This window comes from Paracoccus haeundaensis, from assembly GCF_006239215.1.
Classification (GTDB): domain Bacteria; phylum Pseudomonadota; class Alphaproteobacteria; order Rhodobacterales; family Rhodobacteraceae; genus Paracoccus; species Paracoccus marcusii.
The window spans coordinates 88,241-109,609 of record NZ_VDDC01000008.1; the positions used below are offsets into that span (position 1 = coordinate 88,241).

At 68.4% G+C, this 21,369-nt stretch carries 25 protein-coding genes and 1 pseudogene; 12 read left to right on the forward strand and 14 right to left on the reverse strand.

Annotated features, from left to right (window positions below; all coding sequences use genetic code 11):
• Nucleotides 1–46: 46 nt before the first annotated feature.
• The 8 genes and pseudogenes from FHD67_RS04420 to FHD67_RS04455 form a co-directional block, all read right to left on the reverse strand.
• Nucleotides 47–253, reverse strand: a complete 207-nt coding sequence (locus tag FHD67_RS04420; protein ID WP_046001513.1) for a hypothetical protein — start codon at nt 251–253, stop codon at nt 47–49.
• Between the two features lie 10 nt (nt 254–263).
• Nucleotides 264–1,120 (reverse strand): annotated as a pseudogene (locus FHD67_RS04425) (SDR family oxidoreductase).
• 80 nt (nt 1,121–1,200) lie between these two features.
• Nucleotides 1,201–1,764: a response regulator gene (locus FHD67_RS04430; protein ID WP_052715344.1), complete on the reverse strand. Its 564-nt coding sequence runs from the start codon at nt 1,762–1,764 to the stop codon at nt 1,201–1,203.
• A gap of 116 nt (nt 1,765–1,880) precedes the next feature.
• Nucleotides 1,881–2,624: a DUF2243 domain-containing protein gene (locus FHD67_RS04435; protein ID WP_139597954.1), complete on the reverse strand. Its 744-nt coding sequence runs from the start codon at nt 2,622–2,624 to the stop codon at nt 1,881–1,883.
• The gene (locus FHD67_RS04440) at nt 2,624–3,595 is read right to left on the reverse strand and encodes an NAD(P)/FAD-dependent oxidoreductase (protein ID WP_139597955.1); all 972 of its coding nucleotides are present in this window, start codon (nt 3,593–3,595) and stop codon (nt 2,624–2,626) included. The genes FHD67_RS04435 and FHD67_RS04440 overlap by 1 nt, the downstream gene beginning before the upstream one ends.
• 210 nt (nt 3,596–3,805) lie before the next feature.
• Nucleotides 3,806–4,630 carry a manganese catalase family protein gene (locus tag FHD67_RS04445; protein WP_045981831.1) on the reverse strand — a complete coding sequence of 275 codons (825 nt, stop codon included), beginning with the start codon at nt 4,628–4,630 and terminating at the stop codon, nt 3,806–3,808.
• A 55-nt stretch (nt 4,631–4,685) separates the two neighbouring features.
• A complete protein-coding gene (locus FHD67_RS04450) occupies nt 4,686–5,177 on the reverse strand; it encodes a YciE/YciF ferroxidase family protein (RefSeq protein ID WP_046001510.1) in 492 nt (163 codons plus the stop codon).
• Between the two features lie 75 nt (nt 5,178–5,252).
• The gene (locus tag FHD67_RS04455) at nt 5,253–5,486 is read right to left on the reverse strand and encodes a hypothetical protein (protein WP_046001509.1); all 234 of its coding nucleotides are present in this window, start codon (nt 5,484–5,486) and stop codon (nt 5,253–5,255) included.
• 168 nt (nt 5,487–5,654) lie between these two features.
• Here FHD67_RS04455 and FHD67_RS04460 point away from each other — a divergent pair, with 168 nt between their 5' ends.
• Nucleotides 5,655–6,104: a DUF892 family protein gene (locus tag FHD67_RS04460; protein WP_045981834.1), complete on the forward strand. Its 450-nt coding sequence runs from the start codon at nt 5,655–5,657 to the stop codon at nt 6,102–6,104.
• Nucleotides 6,105–6,267: 163 nt separating this feature from the next.
• The gene (locus FHD67_RS04465; protein WP_139597956.1) at nt 6,268–7,059 is read left to right on the forward strand and encodes a hypothetical protein; all 792 of its coding nucleotides are present in this window, start codon (nt 6,268–6,270) and stop codon (nt 7,057–7,059) included.
• Between the two features lie 106 nt (nt 7,060–7,165).
• Here FHD67_RS04465 and FHD67_RS04470 read toward each other — a convergent pair whose 3' ends face one another.
• Entirely contained in the window at nt 7,166–7,639 is a 474-nt protein-coding gene (locus FHD67_RS04470) for a sigma-70 family RNA polymerase sigma factor (RefSeq protein ID WP_139597957.1), read from the reverse strand.
• A 318-nt stretch (nt 7,640–7,957) separates the two neighbouring features.
• On the opposite strand from FHD67_RS04470, the gene FHD67_RS20375 reads away from it, so the two are divergent.
• The gene (locus FHD67_RS20375; RefSeq protein ID WP_157001366.1) at nt 7,958–8,119 is read left to right on the forward strand and encodes a hypothetical protein; all 162 of its coding nucleotides are present in this window, start codon (nt 7,958–7,960) and stop codon (nt 8,117–8,119) included.
• Here FHD67_RS20375 and FHD67_RS04475 read toward each other — a convergent pair.
• A complete protein-coding gene (locus FHD67_RS04475) occupies nt 8,116–8,538 on the reverse strand; it encodes a response regulator (protein ID WP_139597958.1) in 423 nt (140 codons plus the stop codon). The two genes, FHD67_RS20375 and FHD67_RS04475, sit on opposite strands and share 4 nt — an antisense overlap.
• Nucleotides 8,539–8,725: 187 nt before the next feature.
• On the opposite strand from FHD67_RS04475, the gene FHD67_RS04480 reads away from it, so the two are divergent.
• Entirely contained in the window at nt 8,726–9,973 is a 1,248-nt protein-coding gene (locus FHD67_RS04480; protein ID WP_176695052.1) for a glycosyltransferase, read from the forward strand.
• Here the strand turns inward: FHD67_RS04480 and FHD67_RS04485 are convergent.
• Together FHD67_RS04485 and FHD67_RS20380 are read right to left on the reverse strand one after the other, a co-directional pair.
• Nucleotides 9,936–10,511: a DUF2585 family protein gene (locus FHD67_RS04485; RefSeq protein WP_139597960.1), complete on the reverse strand. Its 576-nt coding sequence runs from the start codon at nt 10,509–10,511 to the stop codon at nt 9,936–9,938. The two genes, FHD67_RS04480 and FHD67_RS04485, sit on opposite strands and share 38 nt — an antisense overlap.
• A 1-nt stretch (nt 10,512) precedes the next feature.
• Nucleotides 10,513–10,665 carry a hypothetical protein gene (locus FHD67_RS20380; RefSeq protein WP_176695053.1) on the reverse strand — a complete coding sequence of 51 codons (153 nt, stop codon included), beginning with the start codon at nt 10,663–10,665 and terminating at the stop codon, nt 10,513–10,515.
• 142 nt (nt 10,666–10,807) lie between these two features.
• Between FHD67_RS20380 and FHD67_RS04490 the strand changes: the two genes are divergently transcribed.
• From FHD67_RS04490 to FHD67_RS04500, 3 genes are all read left to right on the forward strand, one after another.
• Nucleotides 10,808–11,350 (forward strand): cysteine hydrolase family protein, encoded by a 543-nt coding sequence (locus tag FHD67_RS04490; protein ID WP_139597961.1) that lies wholly within the window; start codon nt 10,808–10,810, stop codon nt 11,348–11,350.
• Between the two features lie 163 nt (nt 11,351–11,513).
• A complete protein-coding gene (locus FHD67_RS04495; protein ID WP_232303378.1) occupies nt 11,514–12,614 on the forward strand; it encodes an HPP family protein in 1,101 nt (366 codons plus the stop codon).
• A gap of 83 nt (nt 12,615–12,697) precedes the next feature.
• The gene (locus FHD67_RS04500; protein WP_045981840.1) at nt 12,698–13,540 is read left to right on the forward strand and encodes a DUF1206 domain-containing protein; all 843 of its coding nucleotides are present in this window, start codon (nt 12,698–12,700) and stop codon (nt 13,538–13,540) included.
• A 16-nt stretch (nt 13,541–13,556) separates the two neighbouring features.
• On the opposite strand, the gene argE is transcribed toward FHD67_RS04500, so the two are convergent.
• Together argE and FHD67_RS04510 are read right to left on the reverse strand one after the other, a co-directional pair.
• Nucleotides 13,557–14,723, reverse strand: coding sequence for an acetylornithine deacetylase (gene argE / locus FHD67_RS04505; RefSeq protein WP_139597962.1), 1,167 nt, complete (start codon nt 14,721–14,723; stop codon nt 13,557–13,559).
• Nucleotides 14,724–14,733: 10 nt separating this feature from the next.
• A complete protein-coding gene (locus tag FHD67_RS04510; RefSeq protein WP_176695054.1) occupies nt 14,734–15,690 on the reverse strand; it encodes a LysR substrate-binding domain-containing protein in 957 nt (318 codons plus the stop codon).
• A gap of 144 nt (nt 15,691–15,834) precedes the next feature.
• Here FHD67_RS04510 and FHD67_RS04515 point away from each other — a divergent pair, with 144 nt between their 5' ends.
• From FHD67_RS04515 to FHD67_RS04535, 5 genes are all read left to right on the forward strand, one after another.
• Complete coding sequence (locus FHD67_RS04515) at nt 15,835–17,439, forward strand: ABC transporter substrate-binding protein (RefSeq protein WP_139597964.1); 1,605 nt, start codon at nt 15,835–15,837, stop codon at nt 17,437–17,439.
• Between the two features lie 64 nt (nt 17,440–17,503).
• Nucleotides 17,504–18,481: an ABC transporter permease gene (locus tag FHD67_RS04520; protein WP_045981844.1), complete on the forward strand. Its 978-nt coding sequence runs from the start codon at nt 17,504–17,506 to the stop codon at nt 18,479–18,481.
• Nucleotides 18,478–19,392: an ABC transporter permease gene (locus tag FHD67_RS04525; RefSeq protein ID WP_084697290.1), complete on the forward strand. Its 915-nt coding sequence runs from the start codon at nt 18,478–18,480 to the stop codon at nt 19,390–19,392. The genes FHD67_RS04520 and FHD67_RS04525 overlap by 4 nt, the downstream gene beginning before the upstream one ends.
• Complete coding sequence (locus FHD67_RS04530; protein ID WP_139597965.1) at nt 19,389–20,369, forward strand: ABC transporter ATP-binding protein; 981 nt, start codon at nt 19,389–19,391, stop codon at nt 20,367–20,369. Before FHD67_RS04525 ends, FHD67_RS04530 begins: the two co-directional genes overlap by 4 nt.
• Entirely contained in the window at nt 20,366–21,367 is a 1,002-nt protein-coding gene (locus tag FHD67_RS04535; protein WP_139597966.1) for an ABC transporter ATP-binding protein, read from the forward strand. The genes FHD67_RS04530 and FHD67_RS04535 overlap by 4 nt, the downstream gene beginning before the upstream one ends.
• Nucleotides 21,368–21,369: the final 2 nt, after the last annotated feature.

Consider the following 21,369-nt stretch of genomic DNA (forward strand, 5'->3'; position numbering starts at 1 on the left):
GAAACAAGGGTCGATTTGCCCGCACCAAAGGCAGGAAGGCCGGGCCCTAGTAGGTCCCCGGCGGATCGCTGGCCGGAAAGGATTCGTCCCCGCGTTCATCGACATCGGACCAGTCCGGGGGCGGATCGCGCATCTGGTCGGGCCCGGCAGGTCGGATCGCATCGCCCGCGTCGGGGCCGGATCGGCGCGCCACGGATCGGACCAGCAGCGCGACCCCCGCAAGGGCCGCGACAAGGGCAAGGGTTCTGGTCATGGCATCCCCCTCAGATGATCGGCTGACCGCCGGTGACCGCGATGGTCGCCCCGGAGATGTAGCTGGAGGCCGCCTCCGCCAGCATCACATAGGCCGATGCCAGTTCCGCGGGCTGCGCCGGCCGCCCGATGGGATAGTTCTGGCCGAAGGTGGCGACCTTGTCGCCCGGAAAGCTGGCCGGGATCAGCGGCGTCCAGACCGGCCCCGGCGCCACGACATTCGCACGGATGCCCCGATCGGCCAGCATCTGCGCAAGCCCCGCGGTGAAGTTCTGGATCGCGCCCTTGGTCGTGGCATAGGCCAGCAGGTCCGGGCTGGGCTTGTCGGCATTCACCGATGCGGTGTTGATGATCGCGGCCCCCCGACCCATATGCGCGACCGCGGCCTTGGTCAGATGGAACATCGCGTCGATGTTGGTGGCGAAGGTATAGCGCCACTCCTCGTCGCTGATGTCCTCGATTTTGGCAAAGCTGCGCTGATGGGCGGCGTTGTTGACCAGGATGTCGATGCGCCCGAACCGATCGGCGGTCTGCGCGATCACGTCGCGACAATTTTCGGCCTTGGACAGGTCGGTCATGATGACCAGACACTCGCGGCCGGCCTGGCGGACCAGGGCGGCGGTATCCTCCATGTCCCCCTTTTCGTCCAGGCAGACCAGCGCCAGGTCGGCCCCCTCGCGGGCATAGGCGATGGCCACGGCGCGCCCGATGCCGCTGTCGGCGCCGGTGATCAGCGCCACGCGACCCTTCAGACGGCCGTTGCCCTTCCAGCTGTCCTCGCCGTATCGGGAACCGGGTCCATCCTACGGAAGCTGCCGGGCAGGTCCTGTTCCTGTTCGGGAAAGGGCGGATAGGGATAATCGGTCATGCGCGGTCTCCTGTGGCATTCGGGCCCGTCACGGGACGGACCGGTGCCTGCAACCGGCGACAGGGCGCGATGTTCCCGCCCTAGTGGAAATGGCGGGACAGGTTCCGCGCGATTTCGTGGTCCATCAGGGCGATCATCAGGCCGCGCAGGGTGCCCGTGACGGCATCGCCCTCGATGGCGCGGATCGCCTGCAGCATCACCCGCTCGACCAGGCGTTCGGCCGCAGCGGCGTCCGAGGCGACGAGGCGGACATAGGACAGCATGTCCACCATGACCTCCTGCACCCCGTCCGCGTCACCGAACCGCAGGCGTTGCGCATGCAGCTGCAGCAGCAGGCTGCGCGTCGGGCTGGGCTTGGCGTGGATGACGGTCTGGCTGAACCGGTCCGGGACGTCCCGCACGGTATAGCCGGTCAGAAAGACGAACGGCACCTCCTGCAGGCTCAGCTGATCGGCGATGCAGAACGACGTCTGCGCGCCCAAGCGCACGTCCAGGATCGCCGCGTCGGCATCCGCGCTGGTCAGGCTGCACATCGCATCGCCGATGTCCGAAAAGGGACCGATCACGGTATCGCCAAGATTGCTGATGTCGCGGGACAGCTGTTCGGCGATCAGGAATTCGTCTTCGACCACCAGAATGCGCATGGTCCCCCCGGATCGCCATCGTCAGGCATGACCCTATCCAATCACGCAAAGACTGCCCATTAAACATACCTTAACGGAAGGGCCTGTTTCGGCGAAAAATTGCCTATCGTGCAATATCAGGTTCTGCGCCATCCCAGGCAGCCCGCGGGCAGGCCCCCGCCCGCGACCAGCAGGGCGCCCTGTCCGTACAGACGCCATGCGCCGCCGGCGGGCATGTCGACCACAGCCAGGGACAGGGCCGCGTCCTGCCACAGGATGGCTGCGCCTGTTGCGGTCAGGCGGTCGCGGATCTGGGCGTCCGTCAGGTCCTTGCGGAACACGACCGAGGCAAGCCGGCCGTCGCCGGGCGGCTGTGCGGCCCAGATGCCCATCCCGACGGTCAGCGCCAGCAGCGCGGCCGTGATGCCCCCGACGCGACCTTCGGGACCGCGCGGCCCCATTGCCACGTATAATCCGGCGGCCGCGGGCAGGATGCCGAACCCGATCAGCCAGCCCGCATCCCACAGCAGCGGGACGGGGCTGTCGTCCCGGATGCGGTGGATGCCCAGCACCCAATGCGACAGCACCGCATCGATGCCGTGCCACAGTCCGAACCCGACCGGCAGCATGGCCCACAGCCGGCGGCGCGGATCGGCGCCGATCACCGACCGGTGGCGCCACACCGCCACCAGGCCGACCAGCGCGACCGCGTACATGGCGGCGTGGAAATAACCGTCCCACAGGATCTGCAACCGCAGGTCGTCCATGCCCGGCACCAGGCTGAGAAGATGGTGCCATTGCAGGATCTGGTGCAGCAGGACCCCGTCGAAAAAGCCGCCCAGGGCAAATCCCAGGGTCACCGCGGGCAGCCACGCCCGCATCACCCGCCCTCCTGCGGGGCGGGGGCCAGGGCACGCCGCTCGGCGCTGCGCAGGATGCTGTGGATGCGGCTGGCGGCGATCTGGGCCTGGCCCATCGCGGTGCCGATCTGGTTCAGCCCGGTCGTCAGATCGCCCGCGGCGAACAGGCCTGGCACCGTCGTCTGCTGATGATCGTCCGTGGGGATCCGACCGTCCGGCGCGGGCGTCAGGCCAAGCCGGGTCGCCAGTCCCGCCTGCGCCACGGCCCCCAGGCCCGACCAGACCGCCTCGACCCGCAGCGGGGGCGCGTTCGGGCGGATCAGCGTAACCCCCGGCCCGGACAGGTCCCAGGTCACGTCCGGTGACGTGTCGACCGCGACGCCCGCATTCGTCAGGCTGCCGTGATCGTCGGGCGACAGTCGCAACGGCGTGCCAAGCGTCAGCAGGGTGACCTGCCGGGTGTAATGGGACAGGAACAGCGCCTCGGACGCGGCATGGGCATCGGCGCCGATCACGGCCACCGGCCTGTCCGTCGCTTCATAGGCGTCGCAGACGGGACACAGGCGCAGCTGGCCGGCCAAGATTGCGCCGCGGGCATCGGCGATCGGCGGCAGCCGGTCGACGGCCCCGGTGGCCAGGATGATATGCCGCGCAATGTGCAGGCTGCCCGCCAGAACCTCGAACCCACCATGCGGCAGGGGGTCCAGGCGCACGACGCGCCCCCGGATGACAGGAACGCCCAGATCGGTCACCTGTTGGCGCATCCGCCCCAACAGGCGACCGCCCCGGATGCCCGTGGGATAGCCCGGATGGTTCCAGGTCCGCGGGATCAGCGCGGCGCGGCTGGCGCCAGCATCGATGACGACCACGCGACGCCGGAACCGGGCCAGGTGAATCGCCGCCGTCAGCCCGGCCGGACCCCCGCCGATGATCACGCAGTCCAGCATCACGCTGTCGCCCGCGCCGGCGTGACCGAAGGTTGACTGTCTCATGATCGCGTCGGCATCCGGCCGTAGATTGGCGTCGCGCAATGACCGATCCGCCGTTCCGTGCGAAGGGCTGTCGCGCGGTGCGACCTGTCGCAAGGTGCCGAAAGACTGCGGCGCCCGATTCCAGGTACGGTGGCGGCGGATAGGTTGTCGGTCATGGGCATGTCCTGGAACGAGGGCGTGCCGGCGACCCCAGGGCCGCCGGCACGGATGCTACATCTGTTCGGTCTGCGCGCCGCTGCCGGTGCGGGCCGGACCCAGGTCGGGCTGCTGACCCATCGCGGTCGTGGGCTGGGACGTGAATTGGCCCTTGCCGTCGACGGACGGACCCTGCGACCAGCGGCCGTCGACCGGCGCGCTGCCATCCGCCTGGAACCCCAGGAAGGCATAGCTGAACTCGGACTGCTCCTCGGCCTGGGGAAAGCTGTTGGGGATCGGGAAAGCGCCCTGCGCGCCGCCCAGTTCCTCCAGCGCGGCCATCCACTGGTTTTGGTGCATCGTGTCCCGCGCGATCAGATAGGACAGCATGTCCTTCATCCCTGGGTCGTCGGTCATGTTGTACAGCCGCACAGCCAACGTGCGCCCGGTGGATTCGGCAGCGATGTTGGCGGTCATGTCGGCGGCGATATTGCCGCTGGCATAGATGTGGGACATGTCGAAGGGCACGCCGTCGCTGTCCACCGGCATCGCCGACAGACCCGCCGACAGCAGGTTCTTGAGGTTCATGCCACCCATCACGGCCTCCACCGCCTTGTCGCGGGCGCCCTCCTCTTGCATCGCCAGGGGCGCGCCTTCCAGGTTCAGGGCGACCGCGGTGGCCAACATCTCGATATGGCCCAGTTCCTCGGCGGCGGTGTTCATCAGCAGGTCGCGGAACCGGGCGTCGCCGCGCGCGCCGCAGGCTTGGAAGAAATACTGCATCGCCACGCGGATCTCTCCCTCGACGCCGCCGATGGCCTGCTGCAGGGCGCGGGCGAACAGCGGGTTCGGGGCATCGACGCGGACGGGATATTGCAGCTTGTTGTCGGTATAGAACATGGATCTCTCCGGTTTGGGGGACCGGCGCCGCGCGATGCGGGCCGGTGGGGTCGGGTCAGCCCTGGGCGGCGGCGTTGATGACGGTCTCGGCCAGACCGGTCAGGATCTCGTCGGTGGCCGTCTCCTCCTGCAGGGTCTGGTCCAGCAGGCGCTCGGCATCCGCCAGGCCCAGCTGCGCGGCCCAGGCCTTCAGTGTGCCATAACGGGCGATCTCGTAATGCTCGACGGCCTGGGCCGCGGCCAGCAGGCCCGCATCCAGCGCGGGGCTGCCCTTGAACTCCTCCATGATCTCCTGTGCCTCGGCGATGATCCCCTCGATCGCGTCGCAGGTCTTGCCGGTCGGGCGCTTGCCCAGGGCATCGAACACCTCGGACAGGCGCTCGTACTGGGCCTGCGTCTCCTGTTCGTGGGTCTGGAAGGCGGCCTTCAACTCGGGGTCCTGGGCCGCACGCGCCATCTTGCGCAGCGCGGTGCCGATCTTGCGTTCGGCGTAATAGATGTCCTTCAGCGTTTCATGAAACAGCGTGTCCAGTGTCTGTTCGGCCATGGGTGCTCTCCTTGACGTTTTGGGGCCGCTGAACCGGCGGTTGCGGCGAATGTTCCAGCGCGCCGACCGAAAAACTCACAGCGCGATCAGCAGGACGACGGCGATCCCCACGATCACCGCCAGCGGGATGGCGATGGTGCCCAGCAGCATCATCGCCCCCGACCTGGCGGGGACGCGGTAATAGGCCATGTCGGCGGGCTGGCCGCTTTCGGCGGCGGATTCGTCGATCCTGGCGGACGGGGGCGCGGTGCCGTCGGTCTGGGCGCCAGGTCGATCGGCGGGCAACGGGCGTTCGGGATCCTGGGTCATGGGCCTCTCCTGTTGGGGCGGGGCGTGCAACCGGGACGGGGCCGCGATGTTCCCGCCCATCGTCGCGGCGGGCGGATCGGGTGCCGTCGAACGATGCCCTGGAACAAACCGGCGATCCGCCGGTTGCACGCCCCCAAATTCGGAACGTCCCACAGAAAGGACCCTCCCATGGCCACCACCGTCGGCACCGAAGACACGATCACAGACCTGGTCACGAACCTGATCCTGCTGGAGCGCGATGCCATCGCCGCTTACGAATCCACGATCTCGCGGTTGTCGGACCCGGCTTTGTCGCAGCAGGTCGAGACGTTCCGCCAGGATCACCTGCAACACCTGGAGGTGCTGAACCAGATCGCCGCCGAGACGGGCGCCGATGCGCCGGCGGAAGGCGACATGAAGCAGATGCTGACCACGGGCAAGATCGCCCTGGCCGGGCTGATGGGCGACGGCACGATCCTCAAGGCCATGCGCACCAACGAGGAAGACACCGTCACCGCCTATGAACGCGCGTCGAGCCACCCCTCGGCGCTTCCCAAGACGCTGGCCTTCTTCCAGAAGGCTTTGGCGGACGAACGTCGGCACCGCGACTGGATGCAGCGGACCGCCGACATGCTGTGAAGGACGCCCAACTCCTCCGGGTCGTCCTTCGGGACCGGCGCTGTGCCCGAGCGCCGGTCCTTTTTTCGTCTCACGCAGGCGTGCGGGAACATCTGCGGGTGGCCCCGGTTGGGACCGTCCAAGCGCATGACCATGGCGCATCATCATCTCCGGAGGAGACATCATGACCTGGACATTGACACAGACCAGCCGCGCGGCCCTTGTCGCGGCGACTCTTGCCCTGGCACTGCCGGGCGCGGCCCTGGCTCAGACCACCGCACCCGACAGCGCAGGCGGCGGCGCGGCGGCGGACGGTGCCGTCTTGGGCGGCGGCGGAGCCCCGATGACCGGCACGGAGGATGCCGGGGCCGAAGGCTCCAGCACCGCCGACATGAGCACCACGACCGGCAGCGGTCAGAATACGGGATCGGCCGCGCAGTCGGGCGGTTCGGCCGACATGTCGCTGACCTATGAACGCGTCGTGGCCGACCTGCAGTCGGGCCGCGACTACGGCGATCAGCTGGAGGGGATGGATGCGGACACGACCGTCACCGTCATGGGCCTCAGCGAGCTGGAACAGGTGGGCGGCGGCGCAGTCTCGACCGCCGAGGAGGGCACGCCCCCGATGACCGGCGGCCAGACCACGATCGACACGAACGGCTCGGCGGCGATGCAGTCGGACACCACCTCCGGCGCCTCGGCCGGCGGCGCGGCGGATGCCCCCGCAGGCATCGCGGACGGGATGGCGACCGGAGGCGGAACCCAGACCAGTGCCGTGACCGAAAGCACGCCGGGCGATGTCGACGCGGCGCTGGAGCAGGCCCAGGACAACCTGACCACCCTGCGGGAAACCCTGTCGGAAAACCAGGCCGTCACCGACGCGCTGGAGGCCACTGACCACACCACCGACGACGTGATCGCCCTGCATCGCGATGGTCAGGAACTGACGGTGATCGTGGACGACCGCGACGAATGACGATCAGAGCGGGGCCCGATCATCGGGCCCCCTTCACCCGGCGCAGGGACATCATGCGATGTCATCGGAATTGCGGTCGCTGACTGGCCTGACGCATGCGAACGCTTCAGAATTCCGGTTCCAACGCCCGTTTCAGCATTGTCCGCGCCCGATTCACGCGGCTCTTGATGGTACCGATGTCGCAGTCCAGAATCTCGGCCGCGCGGATATAGCTTTCGCCCAAGACCGACACCAGGACGATAGCCTCGCGGTAATGGACGGGGATCCGGCCCAGCTGGTCCCACATCTCCTGATGGCGCAGGTGCCATTCCTGCGTGGCTTGCGATATCGGCTTGTCGGACACGCAATCCTCGGACCCGGTGCGTTCGCGGGCCGACTTGCGGACGTTGGTATAGAAACGGTTGCGCATGATCGTGAAAAGCCAGGCCCGCATATGGGTGCCCGGCTGGTACTTGTCGGCATGTTCGATGGCACGCAACAGAGTCTCCTGGACCAGATCGTCGGGATCCTCCTGTCGCCCACACAACGAGCGCGCATAGGCGCGCAGGGCAGGAATGTGATGAAGTACATTGTCGGACATGGTCGGCTACGCCTGTTCCCAAAGCAGCACGCTAAACAAATGCGTACATACCGATCTGGTTCCGCAAACGTGATCGAACGGGCGTTTCCCGCCTGTTTCGGCGATGCGCGCGTCTTTTGGAACATTCCAACGGTTTGCAGGTTCAGCGGACGGACATCACGGGGGGTGCCTGCGCCGTTTTCGCAACGATGCGTGACCGTCGGGGACGAATTCGCGGTGCCACGGCAAATGTGAACTGTCACCGACCCCGCGCCGTGGTATCTGCTGAAGGCAATGGAAGACGTGTTTGGCAGGCCGCCAGGCGCTTTTGAGGTCACGATGAGCAAGACGGATCCCCGCCCGCCCCAGGACGAAATGGACGACAGCATGAAGGAACTGCTGATCGAGATGGAAAAGGTGGCCGTGCCGCCCCGGCTGCAGGAACTGGCACGCCGTCTTGAGGCCGCCATCGCGGCGTCCAAGGCGCGCCGGGACGGCTAGCCCTCGATCACGCCGCGCTGGCCCGACCGGACGCGGCATTGCGGCCCGAAAACGCGGGTCCGGCGGGCCGCGTCGGCCAGGGCCATCACCGCGTCGATGCAGGCATCGCCGATGATCGGCTTGACGAAATGCGGCACCGCGTCAAAGCGTTCGGGCATGTCCTCCCTTTCGAAACCGGTCACGAAGATGAAGGGCACCCCCTGTTCCGCCAGCGCGTCCGCCAGTGGAAAGGCCAGCTGGGTGCGCAGCTGGACGTCCAGGATCGCCGCATGCGGACGCCGCCGGGCGGACATCAGCGCGACGGCCAGGGGGATCGACCCGGTCGGACCCAGAACCTCCGCCCCGCGGTGGCGGACCTCCGTCGCCAGGTGCAGCACGGCCCAATAGTCGTCCTCCACGATCAGTATCCTGCAGGTCATGGCCGTTCCTTTCGTTCCGCAAGGGCGGCGCAACCGGCAAGTCGGGACCATGTTCCTGACGGCGCGGAACAAACCGCCCCGATCGCGGTTCAGCCCGCCACGAAGGCCCGATCCGTCGATGGTGCATTGCCGGGGACAAAGTTTTGCAACGATTGCCCCAAGCCGTCGTTGGGCCTGCAAGAGGACGATGATGGTACAATACGACCGGCTTGCCGCCCGCATCCTGATGATCTGCCCGCCCTATCCCAGCCATCGCCAGGCCTTCGCCGCGCTGGCCGAGGAGCTGCGTGCCCGCGGCCACCATGTCCGCTTTCTGGCCGGCGACACGGTCCGCTCCAGGCCCTGCCTGCCGCCCAACGACCGCCCCCATTCCGCGCGCCTGCACGGAGAGATCGCCGCGGGCGCCGCGCGCACGCAGATGCTGTGCCGGCTTGGTCCGGCGGCCATCGCCGCCTATCGGCCCGACCTGATCCTGGGCGACCAGACAGAGCCGGCGGCGGGCCTGCTGTCGCGCCACATGCGCATCCCGATGGTGTCGATCGCCTGCGCCCTGCCTTTCGACGACGAACCCGGCGTGCCGATCCCGTTCCTGGGGTGGCGCCCCGACCACAGCGAACGGGGGATCGAACGGCTGCGGACCGCGCGGCGGATCGCGCAATGGGTGATGCGGCGGCAGTCGCGGGTGATCCAGACCATCGCCCTGGACTGGGACCTTGGGCCGCTGCGCGATTTCACCGATTGCGTGTCGCCCCTGATGACGCTGGCGCAGGCGGTGCCGGGGTTCGACCACCCCCGCCCCGTGACCGGCGGGCGGGTGCGCCACATGGGCCTGTTCCGCGCCCCGGTCGCCGAGCCACTGCCCTGCGACATCCGCCCCGACCCGGATCGACCGCTGGTCTATGTCAGCCTGGGCACGCTGCAGGGGCACCGGCACCGCCTGCTGGCGCGGATCGCGCGGGCCTGTCGCCGGGCCGGGGCGCAGGTGCTTGTCTCGCTTGGCGGCCAGTCGGCCGAGGGCGCGTGCGACATCCCCGCGGATTGGGTCCGCAGCTTTGTCCCGCAGCGCGCGATCCTGGAACGCGCGCAGGTCTGCGTGACCCATGCGGGCATGAACACGGTCATGGAGTGCCTGGAACAGGGCGTGCCGATGCTGGCCCTGCCCTTGACGAACGATCAGCCGGGCGTCGCCGCCCGCATCGCCCGGACCGGGACCGGCCTGCGCCTGTCGCCCCGGTGGGCGTCCGAAGCACGCATCCACGACGCGCTGTGCCGCCTGCTGGACGACCCGTCGTTTCGGGCGAACGCCCACGGCTTTGCGCAGGACGCGCCGCATTGGCCGCGCGCCGCCGGGGCCGCGGACGCGATCGAAAGCGTGCTGGGCCGGCGCCCGTCCCTGGTCACAGCGCCTGTTGCAGCGCGCGAATGGCGGCGATGACGAAACCGTCCTGAATCCACAGGGACAGCGCGATCTCTGTCCCGACCGCCAGGGCCAGCACAACCCGCGCTGATGCGACCCGCGCGAACAACGCCCCTGCGACCGCGCAGGCCGTGTCGGCGAATGCGTTCAGGCGACTGTCGCCGTGATAGGCCAATGGGTCCGCCGCGTCATAGCCGAACAGGCGGATGCTGACGGGCAGGTTCTCGATCACCTCCCAGGTCGTGCTGCTGGCGACGACGACGGCCAGCAGCGCCCAGAGGCCCAGATCGGGCCGCAGCCGCGTGACCAGCAGGACCAGCAGCGCGCCCGTCACCGCATGCAGCAGGGAATAGGGGTCCAGCAGGGTCTGGGAATTCAGCGCCGGATCGCCGGGCATCGCCCAGATCCGGCCGCAGTCGCAGCCCCACGGACGTTCCAGCGCCGCAAAGACCGCCAGCTTGACGGCGGTTGCGATGACGATCACCGCGACCGCCCGTGCGGCCTGGCGCGACCCCTGATCGTCGGGGGTCGCGGCCGCGTCGGAATGCGCTGTCACGTCAGGATTTGGACGGGGTTTCGTCGGCGGACGGCTTGTCCATCTTGGCGGGGTTCATCACGTCGAACTCCTTGGGGTCGTGGGGTACGCCCTGGCCCTGGCCCTGGCCGTTCTGGCGGGGCACGACGGGGTTGGATTTCTTCTTGTCGTCCATGGCGCGGTCCTTTCGTCGGTCATGTCCGCATCAACATCCCGCCGCGGGCGATGTTCCGTCCGGATCGCAGGCTTTGCGCCATGACCCCTATCGCGATGGGGGGCATCCGGTGCACCATGGCCCGACTGACAGGAGGAACCCCATGTCCAAACGCGCCATTCTGGTCGTCGATCTGCAGAACGAATACTGGCCCGACGGCAACCTTCCCCTTCACGGGATCGAGGCCGCCGCCCACAACGCCGCCCGCGTGATCGCCCATGCCCGTTCCAGGGGCGATCTGGTCGTGAACATCCGCCACGAGATTCCCGGCGGCCCGATCTTCGTCCCCGGCAGCGCGGGCGCCCGGATCAACGACGTCGTGACCCCCGCCCAGGACGAGGCGGTCATCACCAAGAACCACCCCAACTCGTTCCGCGAGACCGGGCTCAAGGATCTGCTGGACGACCACGGCGTCCGCGACGTGGTCGTCGTCGGCGCCATGAGCCACATGTGCATCGACGCGACCACGCGCGCCGCCAACGACCACGGCTTTGCCACCACCACGATCCACGATGCCTGCGCGACCCGCGACATCGAGTTCGGCGGACAGACCGCCCCCGCGGCGCATGTCCACACCGCGATCATGGGCGCGCTGGCGTTTCTCTATGGCGATGTAATCAGCACCCAGGATTTCCTGAAGACCTGACGGCCCCGGCCCGATGCGCGGACCGCGTGTCGGGCGGCTGCTGAGGGATGAACACCGCACAGGCTGCAGGGGCCCGCCGCGGGCATATCCCGGAATGCCCTTTCATCTGCCCAAATAATGGACATAGTGACCGCGAAACGTGCAGTTGACCGGGACCGTGACCATGCGACCACTGATGATCAGCGCACTGCGCGCCTTGGGGCCGTCGGTCGCCTCGACCCCCCTGCCCGAGGCGGTGCGGGCGGGCGTCGGGGCCGTCGCGGGCCTGATCATCGCCGGGCTGTTCGTGCTGTCGCCCGCGGTCGACAGCCAGCTTGGCCTGTACCTGATCGCGCCTTTCGGGGCCAGTTCAGTCCTGCTGTTCGCGGTTCCGAACAGTCCGCTGGCGCAGCCCTGGGCCGCCATCGTGGGCAATACGGTGGCGGCGCTGATCGGTGTCGCGGTGTGCTTGCATGTGGCCGATCCCGCGCTGCGGATCGCGGTGGCGGTGGGCTTGGCCATCACCGCGACGATCCTGTGCCGCGCTTTGCACCCCCCTGCCGGGGCCGTCGCCATGACCGCCGCGATGAGCCCCGACGCCATCGCGGACCTGGGCTATCGCTTTGCGGTGACGCCGGTGGCGGCGGGGACGGTGCTGCTGGTCGTCGTCGCGGCGGTCTATGCGCGGCTGACCGGGCGCCGCTATCCGATGCGCCAGGTGGACGACCGCAACGCCCACCGCACCGCCGACCCGGACCCCGCCGCGCGCATCGGCCTGTCCGAGGATCAGCTGACCGATCTTCTGGAACGCTATCGGCAGAACTTCAACCTGGGCGCGGGCGATCTGGCCCGCCTGGTGGGGGCGGCCGAACTGCAGGCGGCGGCGCAGCGGGTCGGGCCGGTCACGGCGGGCACGATCATGTCGCGCGATCTGGTGACCGTCGGCCCCGACGCCCCGGCCGAACGGGTGGCGGCGCTGTTCCGGCGCCACCGCTTCACCTCGATCCCCGTTGCCGGGCCCGACGGACGCTATCTGGGCATGATCTTCCAGATCCACATGATCGCAACCGATGTGCGGCCCGCGGGCCCGGCGGCCGCGCTGATGCGGGCCGACATGCCCACCGCGCGGGCCGACACGCCGCTTGGCGATTTGCTGACCCTGATGGCCGAGGGCGACGTGGACGCCGTCCCGGTCCTGTCGGGGCCGTCGCTGGTGGGGGTGGTGACGCGCACCGACCTGATCAGCGCCTTTGCCCGACACGATCCGCGCGGGCCGGAGGGCTGACGGCGGGTTTTCGGGCCAATCGCTTGACGCGGCCGCCCGGACCTGCGGTAGGTTCGGCACAAACCGGAACGGGAACGACGAACATGACCGAAAGCAAGCTGGGCTGGGCCATGCCGCTGATGCGGGCAGGCTATATCGGCAAGGGGCTGGTCTATCTGGCCGTCGCGGGGATCTCTCTCTATTCGATCTGGCGGGGGGGCAGCGCGCAGGACACGTCCTCGGCCCTGGGCTGGCTGGACACGACCTGGGGCGGCGGCGTGCTGCTGTTCGTCATCTTCATCGGCATGCTGGCCTATGCGCTGTGGCGGGTGCTGGACGCGGCCTTCGACCTCGAAGACTACGGCAGCGACGCAAAGGGCATCGTCGCCCGCATCGGCATGCTGGTGACCGGCGCGATCCACCTGGGGATCGGCGCGACCGTCTTTCCGCTGCTGTTCGGCGGCGGGTCGGGGGGCGGCTCGGGCGAGGGGTCCAGCATCCCCGGCCATGTCCGCACCGTCATGGAATGGCCCGGCGGCCGCTGGCTGATCGGGGCCGCGGCGGTGCTGATCATCGGGGCGGGCGGGCATTACATGCGCCAGGGCTGGACCAACGAATACCGCCAGCACCTGCGCGCCAACCCGGTCACCACGCGCTGGAACCCCGTGCTCAAGGCGGGTCTGATCGCGCATGGCGTGGTGGTCGGCGTGGTGGGCCTGCTGTTCGGCTTCGCGGCCTGGCAGGCCAACCCCCAGCAGGCCGGCGGCACCGGAGAGGCGTTCTCCTGGCTGTCGGGGCAGGTCTATGGCCAGATCCTGGTGACGGGCGTCTGCCTGGGGCTGCTGGGATTCGCACTGTTCTGCTTCGTGAACGCGGCCTATCGGATCGTGCCCAAGGTCTCGGGGCCGGACGTCCAGACGCTGGCCGCCAAGCTGATGCCGCGCTGACGGCCAGCGGGCGGCGTCACGCCCCCCGCGTCGCCCAATCGGCCAGCCGCCCCAGGAAGGCGTCGCAGGCGTCCAGCTGGGACCGCTCGATGTATTCGTCGGGCTTGTGGGCCTGGGCGATCGCGCCAGGCCCGCAGATCACCGTGGGCACCCCCAGCATCTCCGCAAAGCGGCCGCCCTCGGTACCGAAGGCGACCTTGGAATGGCCGTTGCTGCCGGTCAGGCGCTTGACCAGGGTGACGGCCTCGGCGTCGGGCGGGGTCTCCAGGCCGGGGAACTGGGCAAAGACCTCGATCTCGATCCCGGCCTCGGGGGCGATGCGCCGCATCATCGGTTCCAGCTCGTCGCGGGCGTAATCACGCAGCTCCTGGACCAGGGCGTCGGCATCCTCCTGCGGAAGCACCCGGAACTCGCAGTCCAGCGTGCACAGGTCGGGCACGATGTTCAGTGCCGTGCCGCCGCGGATGGTGCCGGTATGGGCGGTGCTGTGCGTGATGTCATAGTCGGCGTCGCGCCCGCCTTCGGTCGCCAGCCGGGCTGCGATGTCCTGCATCCGCACCACCAGCCGGGCGGCGTAATCGACCGCATTCACCCCCTGCGGCGCCAGCGAGGAGTGGCACCCCCTGCCCCGCACCGTCACCCGCATCGAGCGTTTGGCCTTGTGCCCGATCACCACCTGCATCGAGCTGGGCTCTCCGACGATGCACAGGGCGGGGCGGATGCCCTCGTCGCGCAGCATCTCCAGCAGGCCGACCACGCCCACGCAGCCGACCTCCTCGTCATAGGAAAACGCCAGATGCACGGGCCGCGCCAGATCGCGCGCCACAAGGTCCGGCACGGCGGCCAGCACGCAGGCCAGGAACCCCTTCATGTCGCAGCTGCCCCGCCCGTACAGCCGCCCGTCGCGCGCGGTCAGCGCATAGGGGTCGCTGGCCCAGTCCTGGCCCTCGACCGGCACCGTGTCGGTATGGCCCGACAGGATCACCCCCGGCCGATCGGCGGGCCCGATCGTCGCCCACAGGTTGGCCTTCTGCCCGGTCGCATCCATGACCAGCCGGCTGTCCACCCCATATTCCGCCAGATAGGCCCGGACATGGTCGATCAGCGCAAGGTTGGAGCGGTGGCTGGTCGTGTCGAAGGCGATCAGCTGCGCCAGGATCTGCTGGCTGGTGGGGGTCTGCATCGGGATTCCTTTATCGCAGGGCGGTGGGGGTCGGATAGGCGGCGCGGTCCAGGCTGTCGGTGACGTCCTGCATGAAGGCCCGCGTCACCGCGGAGGGCGCCCGGCTGGCCGGCAGCAGGAAATGCGTGCTGTATCGGATCGCGGGCAGGAAGGGGCGCATCGCCACCTGATCGGCCATCTGGTGGACCAGCGGGAACGGGTTCAACAGCGACACGCCCAGACCCTCGCGCACGAACTGGATGACGGACACGTTGGTCGACGCCTCCAGCTCGATCCGCAGGGCCAGGCCCGCGCGGTCGAACAGGCGGTCGATGGCGGCGCGGCTGGAATGGCGGCGCGACAGGGCGATGAACGGCTCGTCATGCAGGTCCTCGGGGCGGATCACCTCGAACGCGGCCAGGTGGTGGTCGCGCGGCAGGACACAGATTGCCTGCGTTTCCAGCAACAGCTCGGATGTGATGCCTTCATGGGCAACGGTGCTGTCGCTCATCCCGACATCGAACCGACCCTCGGCGATGCCGGTCAGCAGGCTGTCGCTGGCCAGCACGTCGAAGGTGATCTGGCAGCCCGGATTGGCCCGCTTGAAGGCCGCGATCCGGCTTGGCAGGAACCGGTGCGCGATGGTCGGCGGGGCCACGATGGACAGCGTCCCCTCATGCGCGCCCTGCGGCCGGTCGGCGCGATGGACCAGCCGGGCCAGCGTCTCCAGCACCGGCGCCAGCTGCTCGCTCAGCGACAGGGCCTCGATCGTGGGAACCAGGCGACCATTGGTGCGCAGGAACAGCTTGAAGCCAAGCCGCTCCTCCAGCTGCGCCAGCCTGCGGCTGACCGCCGACTGAGAGATGTCCAGCCGACGCGCCGCGCTGATCGCGGTGCCATTGGCCACCAGCGCCTGCAGAACCTCCAGTTCGCGCAGGGATATTCCCGACCGGCGATCCCGGTCGGCGGCAGTGTCATCCGGTTCCATCGCCACCCTATGAGAAAAACGCATCGATATTCGCGATTGACATCTGATTATCGCATCATACCCTGATCGCCAAGCGGGATTGCACCACCGGGGAACAACTTCGGGGTGACCGATCCGCGCATCACCAGCAGAGAGGATATCGCGATGAAAGCATTCGGCTTGCCCCTGGCCGCGGGCATCGTTCTGGCGGGCCTGACCCCCGCCGCCGCCCAGACCCTCACAATCGGCCTCAAGTCCGAGGCCACGTCGATGGACCCGCTGTTCCACCAGCTGTCCACCAACATCCAGGTCTCCAAGAACATCTTCGAGGCGCTGACCACCCAGGACGCGCTGCAGATGGTCACCCCCGGCCTTGCCGAAAGCTGGGAGGCGGTGGACGACACCACCTGGCGGTTCAAGCTTCGCCAGGGCGTGAAATTCCACGACGGCGGCGACTTCACCGCGCGCGACGTGATCTATTCCTTCTGCCGGGTGCCGCTGGTGCAGAACTCGCCCTCGGCCTACACCATCTTCACGGGCGGCATCGCCGACATGGCGGCCGAGGACGACCACACGCTGACCATCACCACCAAGGCCACCAATCCCTTGCTGCCGGTCGACCTGTGGAGCCTTGCGATCCTGTCCGCCGATGCGCTTGGCGCCGACGACCAGGTGACCTACGGCCCCGACGGCACCTGCGAGGGCATGGGCGACGTGCCCCAGGCCCCGGCCTTCAACGACCCCGCGGTCGCGGTGGGCACCGGCCCCTATGTGCTGGACCGCTATACCCGTGGGTCCGAGGTCGTGGTGACGCGTTTCGACGACTACTGGGGCGGCACCCCGCAATGGGAAAGCGTCACCATGCGCCCGATCACCAGCGACGGCCCCCGCGTGGCGGCCCTGCTGGCGGGCGACGTGGACATGATCGAATCACCCCCCATTCAGGACATCCCGCGCATCGAACAGGGCGGCTTCACCATCGTGGACGCACTGTCCAACCGCGTGATCTATCTGCACATGCTGCAGCAACCGGATGCCCCCGGCATCGGCGGCACCGACGGGGAAAACCCGCTGATGGACGCACGGGTGCGCAAGGCCATCTCGATGTCGATCAACCGCCAGGCCATCACCGAACGGATCATGGGCGGCTATGCCCAGGCCGCGGGCGAATTGCTGCCGCCGCCGATGTTCGGCACCTCGGACCGCCCGGTCGAGGCCTATGACCCCGACGCCGCCCGCGCCTTGCTGGCCGAGGCGGGCTATCCCGACGGGTTCTCGCTGACGCTCGGGACGCCGAACGACCGCTACATCAACGACGAACAGGTGGCGCAGGCCGTGGCCCAGATGATGGCCCAGATCGGCATCCGCGTCAGCGTGGACGCCAGCACCGCCAGCCAGTTCTTCTCGCGCCGGAACGCGCTGGAATTCCCGATCTACCTGGCGGGCTGGGGCGCGTCCTCGGGCGACATGTCGTCCCCGCTGAAATCGCTGGTGGCCACCTATGACGAGGCGACGGGCATGGGGCCGACCAATGCCGGCCGCTATTCCAACCCCGAGATGGACGCGCTGCTGACGACCGCGATGGCCACCATCGACGACGCCGCGCGCGACCAGATGCTGCAGGACGCCCAGACCCTGGTGCTGGACGATACCGGGATCATCCCGCTGCATTACGAACAGACGGTCTGGGCGATGAAGCCGGACCTGACCTACGAACCCCGCGTCGACCAGTACACCCTGGCCGCCGAGGTCAAGCCAGCAGCCGAATGATGCGCCCCTCCGGCACCTCGCGTCGCGGGGTGCCGGACCCCAGCCCCATCACAGGGACCCCGTCATGATCGTCTATCTTGTCCGCCGCGTGGGCCAAAGCCTGCTGGCCGTCATGGCCATGGCCGTGCTGGTCTTCCTCGGCGTCTTCTTCATCGGCAATCCCGTCGATGTGCTGGTCAGCCCCGAGGCGAGCCAGGCCCAGATCGCCGCCACCGTCGAACGGTTGGGCCTGGACCGGCCGCTCTATGAACAGTTCGGCATCTTCGTCTGGAACGCCCTTCACGGCGATCTGGGCACCTCCTTCGTCTATGGCCGCCCCGCGCTGGAGATCATCCTGGACCGCCTGCCCGCCACGCTGGAACTGGCGCTGGTCGCGCTGGCCCTGTCGGTGGGCATCGGCATCCCGCTTGGGGTCTGGGCCGGGCTGCGGCCCCACGGCATCGCGGGGCGCACGATCATGGGCGGGTCCATCCTGGGCTTCTCGCTGCCCAACTTCTGGCAGGGGATGCTGCTGATCCTGGTCTTTGCCGTGCTGCTGGGCTGGCTGCCCGCGGGCGGGCGCGGCGAGACCACCGAATTCCTGGGCATGCAGGTCAGCTTCCTGACCTGGGACGGGCTGTCGCACCTGATCCTGCCCGCCATCAACCTGGCGCTGTTCAAGATGTCGCTGATCATCCGCCTGGCCCGCGCCAACACGCGCGAGGTCTGCATGCAGGATTACGTCAAGTTCGCCCGCGCCAAGGGCCTGTCGCCGCGCCGCGTGGTGCTGGTCCATGTGCTCAAGAACATCATGATCCCGGTGGTGACCATCATCGGGCTGGAACTGGGCTCGATGGTGGCCTTTGCCATCGTGACCGAAACCGTGTTCGCCTGGCCCGGCATGGGCAAGCTGCTGATCGACAGCATCAACCTGTTGGATCGCCCGGTGATCGTGGCCTATCTGATGCTGACGGTGCTGATCATCGTGGGCATCAACCTGCTGGTCGATGTCATCTATTCCGCCCTGGACCCCCGCATCCGCCTGTCGGAGATGAAGGGATGACCGACATCGCACCCCCCTCCCCCGCCCCGGTCCGCATCGACAGCCCCGCCAAGCGCATCGCCAAGCAGTTCGTCGAGGACCGCATCGCGGTTCTGGGCCTTGTCCTGTTCGTGGTGATCGCGCTGATCGCCATCGCGGCCCCCTGGATCGCGCCCCAGAACCCCTACGACCTGATGCAGCTCAGCATCATGGACGGCGGCCTGCCGCCCGGAGAGGTCAGCATGGCCACCGGCCAGACCTTCTGGCTGGGCACCGACCAGCAGGGCCGCGACATGCTGTCGGGCATCATGTACGGGCTGCGCATCAGTTTGATGGTCGCGGTCGTGTCGCTGACCCTGGCCATCACCATCGGCACCATCGTCGGCGTCGCCGCCGCCTATTTCGGCGGGCGCTTCGACAGCCTGGTGATGCGCATCGTCGACCTGCAGCTGTCCTTTCCCGCCATCCTGATCGCGCTGATCCTGCTGGCGCTGCTGGGACGGGGCGTGGACAAGGTGATCCTGGCGCTGGTCATCGTGCAATGGGCCTATTACGCGCGCACGGTGCGCAGCTCGGCCATGGTGGAAACCCGCAAGGATTACATCGACGCCGCCCGCTGCCTGGCCCTGTCGGACCGCCGGATCATGTTCCGCCACCTGCTGCCCAACTGCGTGCCGCCCCTGATCGTGGTCGCCACCGTGCAGATCGCCCAGGCCATCGCGCTGGAGGCGACGCTGTCCTTCCTGGGCGTGGGCGTGCCCATCACCGAACCCTCCCTGGGGCTGCTGATCGCCAACGGCTACGACTACCTGCTGTCGGGCCGCTACTGGGTCAGCGTCTTTCCCGGCATCGCCCTGGTCGTCACCATCATCGCCATCAACGTCGTGGGCGACCGCCTGCGCGATGTCCTGAACCCGAGGTTGCAGACATGACCGCCCTGCTGGACGTTCGCGAACTGCAGACGCATTTCATGACCCGCGACGGCACCGCCCGCGCCGTGGACGGGGTCAGCTTCACGCTGGAGCGTGGCCAGATCCTGGGCCTGGTCGGCGAATCCGGGTCCGGCAAGTCGGTCACCGGCTTCTCGATCCTGGGGCTGGTCGACCCGCCCGGCCGGGTGGCCGGGGGGCAGGTCGTCTTTGACGGCACCGACCTGATCGCAGGCGGGGAAAAGGCCATGCGCCCCCTGCGCGGCAAGCGCATCGCGATGATCTTCCAGGACCCGATGATGACGCTGAACCCGGTCCTGCGCATCGACACCCAGATGATCGAGACCGTCCGCGCCCACGAAACCGTCTCGCGGGCCGAGGCCCTGCGCCGCTGCCGCGAGGCGCTGGTCCAGGTCGGCATCTCCTCCCCGGACGAGCGGCTGAAAAGCTATTCGCACCAGTTCTCGGGCGGCATGCGCCAGCGCGTGGCGATCGCCATCGCGCTCCTGCACAAGCCCGACCTGATCATCGCGGACGAACCCACCACCGCGCTGGACGTGACCATCCAGGCCCAGATCCTGTCCGAGGTGCAAAAGCTCTGCGCCCAATCGGGCACCGCCTTGATCTGGATCACCCATGACCTGGCCGTCGTGTCGGGCCTAGCCGACCGCCTGGCGGTCATGTACGCGGGCCGCATCATCGAGGAAGGGCCCACCGCCGCGATCATCGCCAACCCCCGTCACCCCTATACGCGCGGCCTGATCGACAGCGTCCCACACGGCAAGCGCCACGGCGCGATGCTGACCCAGATCAAGGGCATGACGCCGTCGCTTCTGAACCTGCCATCGGGGTGCAAGTTCGCCCCGCGCTGTCCGCGCGCCGATGCCGCCTGCCAGGTCGAACCCACCCTGACCCCCGCCGGCCCCGGCCGCCAGGTGCGCTGCCACCACCCCCATGCCGACGCAGAGGCCACCCCGTGACACCACAGCCCATCCTGCAGATCGACGGCGTGTCCAAGCGGTTCACCAAGGACCTGGACATCGCCGAACGCACCGCCCGGTCCCTGGGCGCCCGCATCGCCCCGGTCACCGTCCACGCCGTCGACGGCATCGACCTGTCAGTCCGCCGCGGCGAGGTGCTGGGCCTGGTCGGCGAATCCGGCTGCGGCAAGTCCACGCTTGGCCGCATGGTGGCGGGGCTGGCCCGCCCCAGCCAGGGGCGCATCCTCTATAACGGCCAGGACGTGGCGACCCTCAAGGGCGCCGCCGCACGCGACGCCGCGCTCAAGATCCAGATGGTGTTCCAGGACCCCATGTCGTCCCTGAACCCCCGCCTGCAGGTCCGCGATATCGTCGGAGAGGCGCCACGCGTCCACGGCATCGTGCCCCGCCGCGACATCCCCGCCTATGTCGAGCGGATGTTGGAGCAGGTGGGCCTGGACCCCAGCATGGGCAAGCGCTACCCGCACCAGTTCTCGGGTGGACAGCGGGCGCGGGTGGGCATTGCCCGCGCGCTGGCGGTGCGCCCCGATTTCCTGGTCTGCGACGAATCCGTGGCGGCGCTGGACGTGTCGATCCAGGCCCAGGTTCTGAACCTTTTCGTTCAGCTTCGGCAGGATTTCGACCTGACCTACCTGTTCGTCAGCCATGACCTGGGCGTGGTCGAACATATCTCGGACCGGATCGCCGTCATGTATCTGGGCCGCCTGGTCGAACTGGGCGAGGCCGAGGACCTGATCGCGCGCCCGAACCACCCCTATACCCAGGCCCTTGTCAGCGAGATCCCGACCTTCGAGACCGGCAAGAAGACCTATCATGCCATCAAGGGAGAGATCCCCTCGCCCCTGAACCCGCCGCCGGGGTGCCATTTCCACCCCCGCTGCCCCCATGCCCATGACCGATGCCGCCTTGAGGTGCCCGCGCTGCGCGAGGTTGCCCCCGGCCGCCTGTCGGCCTGCCACCTGAACGACCAAGCCTGACC

Excerpts from the sequence above, each read along its gene's own strand:
- FHD67_RS04420 (WP_046001513.1), bottom strand. The coding sequence starts at position 253 with ATGACCAGAACCCTTGCCCTTGTCGCGGCCCTTGCGGGGGTCGCGCTG.
- FHD67_RS04430 (WP_052715344.1), bottom strand. The coding sequence starts at position 1,764 with ATGCGCATTCTGGTGGTCGAAGACGAATTCCTGATCGCCGAACAGCTG.
- FHD67_RS04435 (WP_139597954.1), bottom strand. The coding sequence starts at position 2,624 with ATGCGGGCGTGGCTGCCCGCGGTGACCCTGGGATTTGCCCTGGGCGGC.
- FHD67_RS04440 (WP_139597955.1), bottom strand. The coding sequence starts at position 3,595 with ATGAGACAGTCAACCTTCGGTCACGCCGGCGCGGGCGACAGCGTGATG.
- FHD67_RS04445 (WP_045981831.1), bottom strand. The coding sequence starts at position 4,630 with ATGTTCTATACCGACAACAAGCTGCAATATCCCGTCCGCGTCGATGCC.
- FHD67_RS04450 (WP_046001510.1), bottom strand. The coding sequence starts at position 5,177 with ATGGCCGAACAGACACTGGACACGCTGTTTCATGAAACGCTGAAGGAC.
- FHD67_RS04455 (WP_046001509.1), bottom strand. The coding sequence starts at position 5,486 with ATGACCCAGGATCCCGAACGCCCGTTGCCCGCCGATCGACCTGGCGCC.
- FHD67_RS04460 (WP_045981834.1), top strand. The coding sequence starts at position 5,655 with ATGGCCACCACCGTCGGCACCGAAGACACGATCACAGACCTGGTCACG.
- FHD67_RS04465 (WP_139597956.1), top strand. The coding sequence starts at position 6,268 with ATGACCTGGACATTGACACAGACCAGCCGCGCGGCCCTTGTCGCGGCG.
- FHD67_RS04470 (WP_139597957.1), bottom strand. The coding sequence starts at position 7,639 with ATGTCCGACAATGTACTTCATCACATTCCTGCCCTGCGCGCCTATGCG.
- FHD67_RS20375 (WP_157001366.1), top strand. The coding sequence starts at position 7,958 with ATGAGCAAGACGGATCCCCGCCCGCCCCAGGACGAAATGGACGACAGC.
- FHD67_RS04475 (WP_139597958.1), bottom strand. The coding sequence starts at position 8,538 with ATGACCTGCAGGATACTGATCGTGGAGGACGACTATTGGGCCGTGCTG.
- FHD67_RS04480 (WP_176695052.1), top strand. The coding sequence starts at position 8,726 with ATGATGGTACAATACGACCGGCTTGCCGCCCGCATCCTGATGATCTGC.
- FHD67_RS20380 (WP_176695053.1), bottom strand. The coding sequence starts at position 10,665 with ATGGACGACAAGAAGAAATCCAACCCCGTCGTGCCCCGCCAGAACGGC.
- FHD67_RS04490 (WP_139597961.1), top strand. The coding sequence starts at position 10,808 with ATGTCCAAACGCGCCATTCTGGTCGTCGATCTGCAGAACGAATACTGG.
- FHD67_RS04495 (WP_232303378.1), top strand. The coding sequence starts at position 11,514 with ATGCGACCACTGATGATCAGCGCACTGCGCGCCTTGGGGCCGTCGGTC.
- FHD67_RS04500 (WP_045981840.1), top strand. The coding sequence starts at position 12,698 with ATGACCGAAAGCAAGCTGGGCTGGGCCATGCCGCTGATGCGGGCAGGC.
- argE (WP_139597962.1), bottom strand. The coding sequence starts at position 14,723 with ATGCAGACCCCCACCAGCCAGCAGATCCTGGCGCAGCTGATCGCCTTC.
- FHD67_RS04510 (WP_176695054.1), bottom strand. The coding sequence starts at position 15,690 with ATGGAACCGGATGACACTGCCGCCGACCGGGATCGCCGGTCGGGAATA.
- FHD67_RS04515 (WP_139597964.1), top strand. The coding sequence starts at position 15,835 with ATGAAAGCATTCGGCTTGCCCCTGGCCGCGGGCATCGTTCTGGCGGGC.
- FHD67_RS04520 (WP_045981844.1), top strand. The coding sequence starts at position 17,504 with ATGATCGTCTATCTTGTCCGCCGCGTGGGCCAAAGCCTGCTGGCCGTC.
- FHD67_RS04525 (WP_084697290.1), top strand. The coding sequence starts at position 18,478 with ATGACCGACATCGCACCCCCCTCCCCCGCCCCGGTCCGCATCGACAGC.
- FHD67_RS04530 (WP_139597965.1), top strand. The coding sequence starts at position 19,389 with ATGACCGCCCTGCTGGACGTTCGCGAACTGCAGACGCATTTCATGACC.